The organism is Coleofasciculus sp. C1-SOL-03 (assembly GCF_040220555.1).
Lineage (GTDB): Bacteria > Cyanobacteriota > Cyanobacteriia > Cyanobacteriales > Coleofasciculaceae > Coleofasciculus.
This window is the reverse complement of record NZ_JAVJUO010000058.1, coordinates 1-14283: the sequence shown is the minus strand read 5'-3', so window position 1 is coordinate 14283 and position 14283 is coordinate 1. Positions and strand designations below refer to the sequence as shown.

Sequence of the window (14283 nt, the reverse complement as noted above, 5' to 3'; positions counted from 1 at the left end):
GCTATATATGAAGATATGACCAAAGTCTAGATTAAGAGGCTATGACAGTGGGATTAAGGGATTTATCGATTCAGGATGAATACCGTAGCGATCGCGGTGATATTATTCGCGATTTCTATCTCCCCTGTCTGGCAAATGCTACCGTTTACAAACGAGCCGTTGGCTTTTTCTCCAGTACCTCAATGGCGGCGGCGGCGAGAGGAATCACCGCGCTGATTCGTTCGGGTGGCAAGATGCAGTTGGTGGCTTCTCCCTATTTGTCGCCAGAGGATGCTGAGGCGATCGCGAAAGGATTGAAGCAACGCCAAGATGTGATTACTGATACGCTTTTGCGTGAGTTAGACCAAGAGTTTGAGCAAGTTGTGCGCGATCGATTAGCCTGTTTAGCTTGGTTATTGGGACAAGGGATATTAGAAATTAAGTTAGCTGTAGCCAGTAATCTTGATCAACCGGGAATTTATCATGAAAAGTTAGGTATTTTTGCTGATAATCAGGATAATATTGTCGCCTTTACGGGTTCAGCTAATGAGAGTTCATCGGCGTTAATTGATAACTTTGAATGTATTGATGTCTTCTGTTCCTGGCATTTGGGTGTCAAAGAACGGGTATTGAGAAAAGCGGAAAACTTTCAGCGGTTGTGGGATAACCAGACGCCCAAGGTAGAGGTAATTAAGTTTCCCGAAGCCGCCGCGCGATCGCTCTTGCGATTACGCCCGGAATACCCCCCGCCAATAGAAGAACGTCAATCAAAGTCAAACCGATCATCAGTTTCAGAAAGTAAAGGAAGTTATAATATAACTTCCTCGAAGGAGAGTGACCCTTTGAGATATCAAAACGAAACGCTCAAAATTCCTAGTGACATAACTTTACGCGAACACCAGCGTCAAGCGATAGGCGAGTGGTTTGCTAATGCTGGACAAGGAATTCTGGAAATGGCAACGGGTAGTGGTAAAACCATCACCGCACTTGCTGCTACTGCCAAGCTTTATGAGTATATCGGCTCTCCATTACTAATTGTCATCATCTGCCCTTACCTGCACCTGATCAGTCAGTGGATAGAACAAGCAAGGCGCTTTGGACTCAATCCGTTGCCTTGTGCAGTCAGTCGCACTCGATGGCAACAAGAGTTATCCGTTCGGATCTACAACTCAACAGCCGGAATTATACCTCTATCAAGTATTATTACATCCAATGCCACCTTCTCCTCTGCACTCTTCCAACACCAAATTCGCAAAGTCTCTCGCCGATTCCTCTTGATTGTCGATGAGGTTCATAATCTGGGTGCAGAGCAGTTGCGGACTTGCTTACCGGAGAATGCTTGTTATCGACTAGGACTTTCTGCTACACCAGAGCGCTGGTTTGATGCGACTGGTACTCAGGCGCTAACTGACTATTTTGGCTCAACCTTAGTTCACTACACCCTGCGGGAAGCGCTTGAGGATGGAGTGCTTTGTCCATACCGCTACTATCCTCAACTTGTAGAACTCACTGATGATGAATTTGAGCGGTATTACGAGTTGACACTCAAGATTGCTCGCGCTTTAGGGAAAAATAATCATGATTTAGACCAAGCTTCTACAGGGCTTGAGGCTTTATTAATCCAGCGATCGCGTCTCATCGCTACAGCACAAGGGAAACTCAAGGCATTACAGTCGCTGTTTACTCCCTTGCGGCACAGCACCCATAATCTGATCTATTGTGGTGATGGTACTGTCGAAACAGAACCTGAGCAGTCTTTAGAACGTCAAATTGACGCAGTTACGAGGCTGTTAGGTCGTGACTTAGGCATGACGGTTGCTAAGTACACTGCCGAAACCCCTCTGAGTCGCCGAGAGGAATTACGGCATCAGTTCGCACAAGGGGACATTCAATGTCTGATTGCTATTCGATGTTTAGATGAGGGTGTTGACATTCCAGAAATACGACGTGCTTTTATTTTGGCTAGCAGTTCCAACCCCCGTCAGTTTATTCAACGTCGGGGTCGTCTTTTACGCACTTCACCAGGAAAGCAAATGGCAGAAATATTTGATTTTGTCGTTGAACCGCCAATAGAACTAACTCGACCTAACTCAGAATATTATGCCCTGATTCGCCGCCTGTTTGGTAAGGAGTTGAGACGGGTCGTCGAATTTGCTAATCTCGCTGTCAATGGTCCAGAGGCGCTTCATCAGTTACTAGATTTACGCGATCGCTTAAACTTGCTTGCTCTCAGTGCGGAGGAATAAAATGTCCGAGTTTGAAGATGTAAAGCAACAAACTGAGGCTATCCTTAAACGCTTAAGTTCTGAAGAACGAGAACTTTTGTGGAGGGTCGTTAAAGCTGAACGGGATAAGTTATACATGAAAACACCCAGAGGAATTAACGACGATATTTGGCAGGCAATTACGGAGATTGTTAAATGATTTTCAAACAATTAACACTGGAAAATTTTCGCCAATTTCATGGTAAACAAATAATCAATTTTTCTACGGATAGCCAAAACAATGTAACTGTTATTCATGGATTCAATGGATCAGGAAAAACCACATTACTTAATGCATTAATTTGGCTATTCTACGGAGAATTTTCACCTGATTTTGAAAATCCAGAGTATTTGGAAACAGAAGCAGCTTTCGTCCAAATTCAACCCTGGAAAAATCTCAGAACATCTGTAAAACTTATATTTCAAGATAAAGGACGAGACTATACCGCTGAGCGGAGAATCGAGATTAGCAAGGATAATCAAGGGAAACGATGGATTTACAAACCTGCTGAGTTAACATTAAAGTATATTGATGAAACCGGAGAAGTTCGCCAACCTGGTAATCCCCAAGACACTCTAGAACAGCTATTACCCAAGGCACTTTATCCATTTTTCTTTTTTAATGGTGAACGCATCGAAAAACTAGCAAGTCAACAAGCCTACGAGCAAATTGAGTCAAGCGTTAAGGTTCTTCTCGACATTGAAGTCTTCGATCGCGCTATCACTCATCTGGATAGTAATGGTAAGGTAGCTAAAGCTCTGAGTGACGAAGTAACGAAACATGCAGGTGAAGAAGGGAAAAAAACTCGCCAAGAACGCGACCAGCTTGAGGAAGTAAAAAATAATGTGCAAGGGGAACTTACCCAATTACGCACTAATCTCCAAGCGCTTCAAAATGAGAAAGATAAAATAGATTCAAAGCTTTCTGAAATGCCTGAATTGGCAAAATGGCAAGCTGAACGAAAAGCGAAAGAACAAGAACTGGAATCAAAAAAAAGACAACTGAAAGAAAAGTGCAGCGACTTAGCGCGGGAGTTATCAAGACATGGCTATTTAGTTTTAGTTCCGGATGTTTTAACCAAAGCAAAGGAAATACTAGCATCCGCTCACAAAAAAGGCGAATTACCAATTCCCATGAAACGTCAGTTTGTCAGTGAACTTTTGGAGAAAGGTGAGTGTATCTGTGGACGGAAGCTAGCTGAGGGGGAACATCCCTATAATTGCGTAACTGAATGGCGAAATCGTGTAGGTTCAGAGGAACTCGAAGCGGCTGTATCTGTGACAAAAGCTAAACTAGAATCCCTGCATAAGCGACGCAAAACAGTTTTACAAGATATTAAGGATGTTCAGGGAAAACGAGGCGAAATCTATCAGGAAATCCGTTGTCTCGAAGAGGAACTTAGTGAACTTTCTTCTAAAATTGGCAGTCGAGAGTATGCTGAGGATCATGGTAGACTGGAAGCCCGAAGAAGAGAAATTGATACAGATATCACAAATTTAACTGTTGAGATTAGCAAAAAGGACGAAGATATTAATAATTTAGACGAACAGATCCAGAAGAAAGACCAAGAAATTAAAAATCTAGATAAGGTAGATGAACAGGGAAAAATTGCTCAACGTCGTCTAACCGTTTTATCAAATGTCAGGTCAGCGATCAAGGCGATACGGAATCTTCGCCACGAGCAATTGAGTAAAGATTTGTCAAAACGATTGGCTGAAGTATGGAACCGAATTGCCATCAAAGACTATCAAGCTTCACTTGATCGCCAATATCACCTTCGTTTGACCAAAAATATCGGTGGTGTTGAGGAACCAGTTCGGGGAGCTTCTACAGGTGAAAAGCAAGTTTTAAGTTTAGCATTTATTGGTAGTTTGGTGGATAAAGCTCGCTCGACTTACGATGAACAGGCTGATAAAAAGATACTCTTTAAAGGAGGACTTTACCCACTGGTCATAGATTCAGCCTTTGGTCAACTTGAACCTGAGTATAAAAGAGATGTGGCTCGATGGATACCTACTCTTGCTCCACAGGTTATCGTCTTAGTTTCTGAATCTCAATGGCAAAAGGAAGTTGAAGAGGAGTTACAAGCAAGAATTGGTTATGAGTGGGTATTACAATGCTCAACGTCTAAAAAGCGAACTAAGAATATTACCTTACGGGGGCGTCAATATAGATATGTCCAAGAGTCAAAGGATGGATTTGAAAAAACAATGATTGTTGAGGTGGAACTTTAATGGGAGAACGAAGCATTTACAGACCCGCAAAGTTTGAGAAGCTTATTGATAAGTTATTAGAGCAGAAAATTTTTGAGACGAAACAAGCCGTTATGATGTTTGCTGCGGCAGTAGGTTGGTATTTTATTGGGAAGCGAGAGCCTAGAGGAAAGGCTGAGCATGGCATTCGTTGGGAGATTTTTGAACGAAATAATGATGATGTATTTATCCACGCTTTAGCTCTGGCTGAGTCAGAGTCCCTCGATATACTGGGTCGCGATCGCCAAGAAGAGGAAGACGATCCGATCAAAGTGTTTGAAGAGTATGCGGCGGCGGGACTAGAGTACATCCAAACTCACTGTGTTGATGCTCCTGGCGATATGCTTGACAATTTTTTGTCCCTTCTTGCTGAGGTAGATAAAAATACGGTCGAACCCCCTCCTGGTTTGGAAGGACTACCTTCAGAGGCTCTTGATTTCTTGGCAGGTTAAAAGGTTTTTTATGTACAAATGGGAGTATTGCAGCAACCAATTTTTATCGTCTCGATGAGTTTGCTTAGTTCAATAAAAGTATAAATTATTGAACTTGCATGATATAAAATACATAGCCATACCAATTTGAATACTTCTGATAGATTTCTATCTCTTGGAACTCATTATCGATATCCTGATTCGCTTGCGGATCATCGCTGTATTTCTGACGTAAATCCTCGATTCTTTCCTTTAAGGGAGTATAATAATTGTCCCACCAGGATGATTCGGGAAGGACAAAATGACCGAGTTGGCGATATCCTGACATTTCTATAAGTTGGAGATTATCATCAATTGTTTTCATGTCGGGGTAATTGACTTGCCAAAATTGTTTTACCTCAGTTGGGGGATTTGGCTGTAACCAGCAGAGTTCGGAAACAACGAGATAGCCTCCCGTTTTGAGAAGAGTTTGCCAGGATTTTAGTCCGGTTTCAAACCCCATGATGTAAATTGCCCCTTCTGACCATACGATGTCAAAGCTATGGGGGGCAAAGTCTAAAGAAAACATGGATTGATTGAGGGGATTAATGTTATCAGAAACGCCCTCAGCTAGCGCCCGACGCTGCAATTCGTCTAAATAGGGTTGATGAGTGTCTACGGCGGTAATTTGTCCATTGGTTAGTTTGGCGAGTTCGATAGTTTGCATCCCTGAACCACAGCCGATGTCTAGAATTTTGGGTTGTGGGGGTAAGTTGGTCAGTAGGGAAAAGGCTTGGCGAGTAGAAGCGTTGTCACCGGGGGCTTCTCTGGGTAGGTTTTGATAAATTTCCAAGAAAATGTTCATTGGTTATTGGGTGTCGAGGCGAGTCGCTGGACTAAGGTGAAGGGGTTTTAAAACCCGCGCAGGCGGGTTTGGTTTGTGTAGTTGCGGTTTCAACCGCCCAGTTAACTACAACACAGGTGGAAGTCCCACGTCTCTGGGCTTGACAAACTTACCATTAAACCCAACGGCTTTCCCTTCAATCGTTCTGGCTTCGGCTAATTCTCGCCGCAGTTCTGCCTTTTCCATCCCATCTTCTGTCCCCGCAATAATATAAATCAGTAATCGGGCGGCTAAATCTCGTCCCGATACCATGATCCGCTTTTTATTCGGGTCAAATAAGACCCCATACCATAGGGATTGGGGTGTCTCCATCTGACTAAATCCCCCTGCGGCGTCGTATTTACTGAGTTTCTTAAATACCGTTTTTAGCGATAACTTTTTCTGAAATACCACAATTCCTAAGGCTTGGGTAAAGGCAATTTGCCCCACGGGACGGAAGAGGATATTCCCTTCCCCGCCATTTTTCTCAAAGCTGAAGCGGCGTAACTGGGGGGTTTCTTCTCCTTGTTCTAACCGTTGATAGCTGGGTAAGCTGGCTAAGTGGTCAAAAAATTGATTAAAGGTGTTAATTCCGGCTTCTAATTCCTCATCATCGGGACGCATCGGGATTAACCCTTTCTTCTCCGGCGGTTTCCAGTGAGGAAATTGATGGTCTAGATACCGTTGAGACATTTCATTTAACGCCTGGAGGGTGGTTAATACGGTGGATTTGGCGGCGACGGTGGCGCTATCCCAATTGACACGGGGATTGCGTCCAGGAACTTCTTTTAATAAGGGATGGTTGACGGCAATTTTGCGGGCGACGATGGAAAAGCCGTCATTTTCATTTAATAGGGCGAGTTGTCCTTTACTTAAGCGTAATGCCATTAAGTTGACGTGGACGAAAATAGACCGGACGCGCCGTCTTGCGGCTTCTCGGGTTTCGCCTTTGGCGACGGCGGGGATGAATTCGATGCCGATTTTTTCTTGGGCGAGACTTTGTAGGTAGGCGGGCTTGAGTTGGTATTCGTCGATCAGGTCGTCTATGGTGATTACACCGCCCACGGGTTTCTTGTTTTTGTTATAACGTTGCAGTCTCCCGGTTTTGAGTAAGGTCATCAGTCCCTGGACGCCCATGAGTCGGTGTTGACCATCTAGGGCGAAGATAGACACGGAGGGGGAGACATCGAGGAGTCCCACGGTTTGGTTTTGGTCGAGGGGAATGAAATCCGCCGCAGACTGGCGGGCGCGTCCTTGTTTATCCCATTCTTTGGCTTTGGGATTGTCTACCCAGGTGGGGCTGTGAACGACGAGAACGGCGGGAAATTTGTGGGCTTGGCGGGCGGCGAGGTATTGGGTGAGGGGGGCTTGACGCGACCAGTCGAGGGGACGTTGCAGGATTTCATCGACGGTTTCTTCATCCCGGATGACGTTATCGGTTTGGGGGTCGAATTTTTGCCGGAATAGGGGGAGTTGGGAGGCGAAGCGGACGCGGCTATCTAACCATTCTAGGGTGACAGACCCGATAAAGGCTTCGGTACTCCCCATCTGGGTTTTTTGAACCAGAAGGCGATCGCTTCTGGCTAAATGGCGATCCAATAGCAGGGCTAGCGCCTGTCGATCCTGGCTGTCTTGTTCCAGGATTTGGCTGGCGATGTCTGCTTTTGGCTTGTCAGGGCTACTCATCGGTTTTATAATATTTTAGTCTGTTTTTAAAAATAACTGATTTAATATTTTTATGTCAAACAGGTTTTTAAAAACCAAAATTGTGCCATACTGAGGTTAGGGGGGTATTGCCGAGTCATCTTTGGATCACCAGAGGGCTTCCCTAATGCATCAACGAAATACCTGTGAGGGCGTGTAGGGGCGGGTTTAGGAACTAGGGCTAGCTTGTGACCGATAAATGAACAACAAAACCCGCCCTGACCCCAAATTGGAGTGATTAAAATGAATGATTCAGGTGTAGGGGCGGGTTTAGGAACTAGGGCTAGCTTGTGACCGATAAATGAACAACAAAACCCGCCCCAAAATCAAAATTCCTAATCGGTAAATCAATGTAAATCAACCAAACTTTATTACTCAAACTATGACCAAGGACAAAGGACGAATGACCAATGACCAATAACCAAGGATTAATTCCTTCCTTCGAGTACGTTTTACCCGCCATTCGCGGGATTCAAGCGGGACGGGAATATTATGTATCCATGTGTCCAGTGCGATTTATTCCTAAGCTGTTTGCGAGGGAGGATGAGGAGAATCCGCCGGATCAGAGAGTGGCGCGATCGCTAAATTCTAAACGAGTCCCAGATATTGCTAACTATATCTTGAATAATCCGGATAATTATACCGTTTCCGCGATTACCGCCGCCATTGACGCTGATATTAATTTTGAACCGATTGGTACAGAGAAAGCAGGGCGAAAAATGGGGCGCTTACGAGTTCCCATGGATGCGCGATTTCAGATTACCGATGGACAACATCGCTGCGCGGCGTTTGAATGGGCGCTGAAGCAGAATCCGGCGTTGGGGTATGAGACGGTGGCGGTTATTTTAGTGTTGGATATTGGCTTGCGCTATTCCCAGCAGATGTTTTTGGATCTCAACCGTTATGGGGTTCATCCAGATGCGTCATTGGCGATTCTCTATGATCATCGCCATCCCCAGGCGACGGTGGTCAAAGCAGTGATTAGAAATATTAATGTGTTCCGAAGCCTAACAGATAGGGAACATCGGACATTACCCGTGCGATCGGGGAAGCTATTTACGCTGCATACCCTCTATAATGCTACGTCTATGCTGTTGGCGGATTGGCAAACGGCTGAATTGGAACAGCAGATTGATTTGGCAATTCGGTATTGGCAAGTGGTGAGTTATTGTATTCCAGATTGGGAGGCGGTGAGACAACGAACTGTAAGCGCCAGGGAGATGCGCCAGGATTATGTTCATAGTCACGCGATCGCACTTTTGGGATTGGGGGCGGTAGGGTCAGTGTTACTCTCGGTTTATCCCCATAGCTGGGAAGAACGTTTGCAGGAATTGCGACAGATTGACTGGTCGCGTTCTAATCCCGATTGGGAGAGGCGGATTATGGTCAAGGGTCAGATTTCGCGATCGCGAACCAGTGTCGGGCGGATGGTGGCTTATGTGAAAGGGTATTTGGGTTTACCGTTAACCTCACAGGAGGAAGAGTTAGACAATGCTAGTGGTTTAGTTGGGAGGGAGACATGAGTCAAGAACAGCAATCAGAAACTAAGCGAAATCTAGCATACTATCGTAAACGTTTTGCTGAACTCAATGTCAGTAGCAACCGAAAACGTGGGGAAGCTCACTATAAGCCAATCTTACTTTTGTCAGTTATTGATCTAATTGCCCAAGACTTAATCCCGAACAACCAGATTACTGTATCTGATGAACTGATTGAAACATTTAATAAATACTGGAATATCCTTGCTGCTGGCTCATCCTATAAAGGGGGTTTACACTATCCCTTTATTCACTTACAAAGCGAAGGGTTTTGGCATGTAACTTTTAAACCTGAATTCAATGGTCTACAGCCTAAAACAACCAACAAGCTGAGACAGGCGGTTGATTATGCCAATCTAGATGACGAACTGTTTGATTTATTACAAGATCCAGTTGCCAGACAGGAATTAATTGATACAATTATTGCGGCATGGTTTTCAGCTAATCAAAAAGCTATCGAAGACATTGTACAAATAAACCAAGATTTTCAGGATTTTACCCAGCACGAGTTAGACAGGCAAGCGAGTGAACCTAAAACGATTTTGAGAAAGTCAGTTGTTAGAAACGCCATTTTTCGGAAGTCGATTATCCAAATTTATGATTACAGGTGTGTATTTTGTCATTTAAAAGTCGTTAAATCGCTAACTCAAACCGTCGTAGATGGCGCACACATCATCCCATTTTCGGAGTCTTACGATAGCAACTTAGATAACGGGCTATCACTGTGTAAAAATCATCATTGGGCATTTGATCATGGTTGGTTTTGTATCGATGATGACTACAAAATCATAGTACCTAGCGATTTACAGGAGGACTCACCAAACGCTAGACCCATGCGAGAGTTTCATGGAGAAACTATTTTGCTGCCTAGTTCAGAGAAATACTATCCCCGACTTGAGGCTATTCAGTGGCATCGCAGAACTTGGCTGAATGCCTAATCCTATATCGTAGCTTTCTAGAGGTTTAAACTATGACAGACAACCAGCAGATGTCGCTATTCCCCCCGCGTACCGTTGCGGAGTTAGTCGAAGACATAGAACAACTCACTCAAGAAATTCAAGAATTATACTGTTTAGATGAAATACCTTGGTGTTTAGGATACTCTGGTGGCAAAGACAGCAGCGCAACATTACAGCTCGTCTGGAATGCAATTGCCGCCTTACCTCTAGAGAAACGCAGGAAAACAATTTATGTTATTACAACCGATACTTTAGTCGAGAATCCTATCGTTTCGGCTTGGGTACGCAAATCCTTAGAACAAATGCGAATGACTGCCCAAGCCCAAAAATTACCCATGGAACCCCATCTACTGCATCCAGATATCAAAAATACGTTTTGGGTTAATCTAATTGGTAAAGGCTATCCAGCGCCACGGCATGGATTCAGATGGTGTACAGAACGATTAAAAATTCATCCGTCTAACCACTTCATTCGGGATGTAGTGAGAGTTAAAGGCGAAGTAATTTTAGTTTTAGGAACTCGCAAAGCTGAAAGTACAAGGCGTGCTGCATCAATGGAAAAACATGAAGCAGGTAAAATAAGTGACCGCCTAAATTCAAACTCTCTTAAATCACTGCTCTACCATAGCGTGAGTTTACCTAACGCTTTGATTTATAGCCCCATCCAAGACTGGCGCACGGATGAAGTTTGGATTTATCTAAATCAATGGCAAAATCCGTGGGGACATAGTAATAAAGACTTATTTTCGATGTATCGGGGGGCGACAGCCGATAATGAATGTCCTTTGGTGGTTGATACCTCAACGCCTAGCTGTGGTGATTCGCGATTTGGTTGTTGGGTTTGCACCATGGTTAATCAGGATAAGTCCATGGCGGCAATGATTCAAAATGATGAGGAGAAAGAATGGATGCAGCCTCTGCTGGATATTCGTAATGAATTAGATGAAAGGAATGATCACGATAAGAGAGATTTCCGCCGCATCTACGGTAGAGTAGAACTCTTTGAACGCGATGTTGAAGGCAAAACTTCAGTTAAACCGATTCCTGGTCCATATAAAAAAGAATGGCGAGAACATTGGTTAAGACGAGTCTTGGAAGCCCAAACTCATGTCCGAAATACTGCGCCCCCAGAGATGCGCGATATTACTCTGATTACTCCAGAGGAACTTAGTGAAATTCGCCGTATCTGGTTAGAAGAAAAGCATGAATTTGACGATAGCTTACCTCGTATCTATGAAGAGGTTACAGGCGAACCCTTCCAAGATTCCCGCCCTAGCGCCGAACGTAAACTCCTGGGTAGCGATGAATGGACAGTCTTAGAAGAAATCTGTGATGAGGATGAAATGCACCTAGAACTCATGGCAAAACTTCTAGACACTGAACGCCAATATCATACTAAGTCACGACGCGGTATCTATGAAAGCCTGGAAAAATGCTTTAATAGCAGTTCTCGTTCTAAAGAAGACGCGATTGACCACGCCCATTATCAGCGACATCTGAAAAATACAGTTCAAGATATCAAACACGATTTGTCAGACGTTCACGAATTGAGACAGGCTTGGGATAAGCCGAAGCAAGAGACATCTAAACAACTATCCTGGGCGAGTTTGAAATTCCCTGAACCCGATTCAGAGAATACTGAAGATGTAGACGAATAGCAAAAATATTGTAGAGGCGTTGCATGAACGTCTCTACAATCGGTGTTCACATTCTATGTTGTTCGTAGTAGGCACTTTAGTGCCATAAGCGCTAAAGCGCTTACTACAAACTTACGACAAATACTTAAGTTAGTGACATTTATATTAGATTGAAGATTATCCCTGATTTTATACGCCCGTCCACATTAGCCCCTAACTATGATATTCCTGGAACTCGCCCTGCAAAACTTTGGTCCCTATCAAGGGCGACAAGTCATCAACCTCCGTCCCGAAACTAACAATTCTACCCATCCGATTATTCTCTTTGGCGGGATGAATGGGGGTGGAAAAACCACCCTAATGGACGCCATTCGCCTCACTCTCTACGGTTCCCGCGCCCAATGTTCCACCAGGGGAAATTTAAGCTATAACGACTTTCTCAACCAATGCGTGAACCGTAACACTCCCCCCACAGAAAAAACCCGTATTGAATTAGCGTTTGAAATCGTAGAAGAGGATAAACCCAGGACGCTGAGAATTGTTCGCTATTGGACAAAAGACCCCAAAGATGGGAAAGATACTCTGGGTATTTTAGTCGATGAAGAGTGGCCCGATAAAGCCCTGGCAAATACCTGGGACGACTATATCGAAAATCTGCTTCCTCTGGGTATCTCCAATCTCTTTCTCTTTGACGGCGAACAAGTCAAAGAATTGGCGGAATTAGAAACCCCACCGCCGCTGGTGGTGAGTGCGATTCAATCCCTGCTGGGGTTGGAATTGGCTGAACGCCTGTCCACAGATTTAGATATTCTCGCCAGTCGTAAGCGCCGGGATATTGCCAATCAGAAAGAACTGGAAACCTTAGATAACATTGAAGCCAAACTTATTGACCAAAAAGAAAAACAGGAAGCAGCGACACAAGACTTAAGCGCCCTAAAATCTAAACTGGACTATGCTGCAAAAGAACAACAGGTAGCCTCGGATAAATTTGTCTCCGAAGGCGGTAAACTTGCCAGCGAACGTAGTCAACTAGAAGCCCAATCGGAAACGCTGATTGAACAAGCGAATCAGGTGCGTCAAGAGATGCGAGAACTGGCGGCGGGTGTGCTTCCCCTCTCTCTAATTTCCCCACTACTGGAACAAGCGAAAGCCCAAGCCGAACAGGAACAAAAACAGCACCAAGTTAAACTGACACGGGAGGTGTTGAAAGAACGGGATGCTCGGTTAATTCAGTATATCAAAAAAATCTCTTTAACCCCCAAGCGAGTCAATCAGATTCAATCGTTTCTAGAGAGTGACAACCAAGAACTGGATCAAGAAATTGCCGCCCAAGAGGAACCGTGGTTGTTAGCCGATGAAGCCGCTATTACTCGCCTAGAAACCCTGCTGAACTATGAACTCTCAACCGCCCAAACCAACGCCCAAAGCCAACGAGAACGCCTGCAAACCCTAGAAATGGATATTGATGCGTTAGAACGACAAATTGCCACCGCTGCATCGCCAGAAGCCTACAACGCCCTGAAACAGGCATTTACTGACGCTCAAAATCAAGTGATCAAGGTTAAAGCCGCTTACGAAAATGCTTCTCGTCGCTATGATGAAATAGATCGTCAAATTAGGGAAACGAAAAAAGAATTAGAAACCTATGCGGATGAAACGATTAAACTGAAAAATAATCAGCATATTATTAATTCGATTGCCAAGGTTAAAACCACATTGGAACTCTTTCGAGAGAAATTAACTCTGAAAAAACTGAACAAACTGGAAATCGAAGTTACCGAATGCTTCCGTTATCTGCTGCATAAATCAGACTTAGTTCATCGCGTCGCCATTGACACCCAAAGCTTTAGCCTGTCTCTCTATGATCCGGAAGGACAACCGATTCCCAAACACCGTCTCTCGGCGGGGGAAAAACAACTATTAGCGATTTCCTTTCTTTGGGGACTTGCCCGTGTTTCTGGGCGTCATCTTCCGGTGGCGATTGATACACCGTTAGGACGGTTAGATTCCTCTCATCGGAGTAATTTAGTGGAACGGTATTTCCCGACGGCGTCCCATCAAGTTATCCTGTTATCCACGGATACGGAAATTCGGGAAACTGAGGTAAAACGCCTACGAGAATTAGATGCTATAGCCCAAGAGTATTGCCTGAATTATGACCCCAAAGAACGGCAAACGATTGTGGAACCGGGTTATTTTTGGTAAGGATTAGGGGAGAATGGGTTGGGGTGGTTTCGCGATACGTTCTGTCGAACAGCCTCCGCCAACGCCTTTTCCCGGCTGATTCCTATCGGGGCTAACGACAAGGTAGAGGGCGGAATGCATAAGGCATAAGGGATATATAGCGCTACGCATTGAGGTTAGGACAATAAAATTGGGTAAAAAGGGAATAGGCAATAGGCAATAGGCAATAGGGGAATGTCCTCACGTATACCCGTAGTGCTATAACGATAAAGTACCCCAGCACCAACCTTTCTGGGCGCAAGCCTTGCGCCCCTACACCCCTACACCCCTACCTGACAGGTGTAGGTTTTTTATTTTATGGTTGAGACAAGACAAGGAGGACAAGGATGGAAAGAAGACAAGGGGGAAAAACCGTACAAAATTAGGTTCGGTCAAACTCACTTCTAAAAGCCGAAACGCCCGATTTTTCGTT

At 44.5% G+C, this 14283-nt stretch carries 10 protein-coding genes; 8 read left to right on the top strand and 2 right to left on the bottom strand.

What is annotated here, in order from left to right; genetic code table 11:
• The first annotated feature begins 41 nt into the window (after nucleotides 1-41).
• Genes RIE73_RS08275 through RIE73_RS08260 form a run of 4 tightly spaced genes read left to right on the top strand, consistent with a single transcriptional unit; the run spans nucleotide 42 to nucleotide 4948 of the window.
• Nucleotides 42-2225 carry a DEAD/DEAH box helicase family protein gene (locus RIE73_RS08275; RefSeq protein ID WP_446400737.1) on the top strand — a complete coding sequence of 728 codons (2184 nt, stop codon included), beginning with the start codon at nucleotides 42-44 and terminating at the stop codon, nucleotides 2223-2225.
• Between the two features lies 1 nt (nucleotide 2226).
• Nucleotides 2227-2403 (top strand): hypothetical protein, encoded by a 177-nt coding sequence (locus tag RIE73_RS08270; protein ID WP_446400736.1) that lies wholly within the window; start codon nucleotides 2227-2229, stop codon nucleotides 2401-2403.
• On the top strand, nucleotides 2400-4478 hold the full coding sequence (locus RIE73_RS08265; protein WP_446400735.1) for an AAA family ATPase: 2079 nt from the start codon (nucleotides 2400-2402) through the stop codon (nucleotides 4476-4478). The genes RIE73_RS08270 and RIE73_RS08265 overlap by 4 nt, the downstream gene beginning before the upstream one ends.
• A complete protein-coding gene (locus RIE73_RS08260) occupies nucleotides 4478-4948 on the top strand; it encodes a DNA phosphorothioation-associated protein 4 (protein ID WP_446400734.1) in 471 nt (156 codons plus the stop codon). Before RIE73_RS08265 ends, RIE73_RS08260 begins: the two co-directional genes overlap by 1 nt.
• A gap of 85 nt (nucleotides 4949-5033) precedes the next feature.
• On the opposite strand, the gene RIE73_RS08255 is transcribed toward RIE73_RS08260, so the two are convergent.
• Both RIE73_RS08255 and RIE73_RS08250 read right to left on the bottom strand, forming a co-directional pair.
• Nucleotides 5034-5771, bottom strand: coding sequence for a class I SAM-dependent methyltransferase (locus tag RIE73_RS08255; protein ID WP_446400733.1), 738 nt, complete (start codon nucleotides 5769-5771; stop codon nucleotides 5034-5036).
• 105 nt (nucleotides 5772-5876) lie between these two features.
• Complete coding sequence (locus RIE73_RS08250; RefSeq protein ID WP_446400732.1) at nucleotides 5877-7475, bottom strand: DGQHR domain-containing protein; 1599 nt, start codon at nucleotides 7473-7475, stop codon at nucleotides 5877-5879.
• Between the two features lie 428 nt (nucleotides 7476-7903).
• Here RIE73_RS08250 and dndB point away from each other — a divergent pair, with 428 nt between their 5' ends.
• The 4 genes from dndB (at nucleotide 7904) to dndD (ending at nucleotide 13832) form a co-directional block, all read left to right on the top strand.
• Nucleotides 7904-9016, top strand: coding sequence for a DNA sulfur modification protein DndB (gene dndB / locus RIE73_RS08245; RefSeq protein ID WP_446400731.1), 1113 nt, complete (start codon nucleotides 7904-7906; stop codon nucleotides 9014-9016).
• Nucleotides 9013-9969 carry an HNH endonuclease gene (locus RIE73_RS08240; protein ID WP_446400730.1) on the top strand — a complete coding sequence of 319 codons (957 nt, stop codon included), beginning with the start codon at nucleotides 9013-9015 and terminating at the stop codon, nucleotides 9967-9969. Before dndB ends, RIE73_RS08240 begins: the two co-directional genes overlap by 4 nt.
• A 32-nt stretch (nucleotides 9970-10001) precedes the next feature.
• On the top strand, nucleotides 10002-11648 hold the full coding sequence (gene dndC, locus RIE73_RS08235) for a DNA phosphorothioation system sulfurtransferase DndC (RefSeq protein ID WP_446400729.1): 1647 nt from the start codon (nucleotides 10002-10004) through the stop codon (nucleotides 11646-11648).
• A gap of 198 nt (nucleotides 11649-11846) precedes the next feature.
• Nucleotides 11847-13832, top strand: a complete 1986-nt coding sequence (gene dndD / locus RIE73_RS08230; RefSeq protein ID WP_446400728.1) for a DNA sulfur modification protein DndD — start codon at nucleotides 11847-11849, stop codon at nucleotides 13830-13832.
• The last annotated feature ends 451 nt before the right edge of the window (nucleotides 13833-14283 follow it).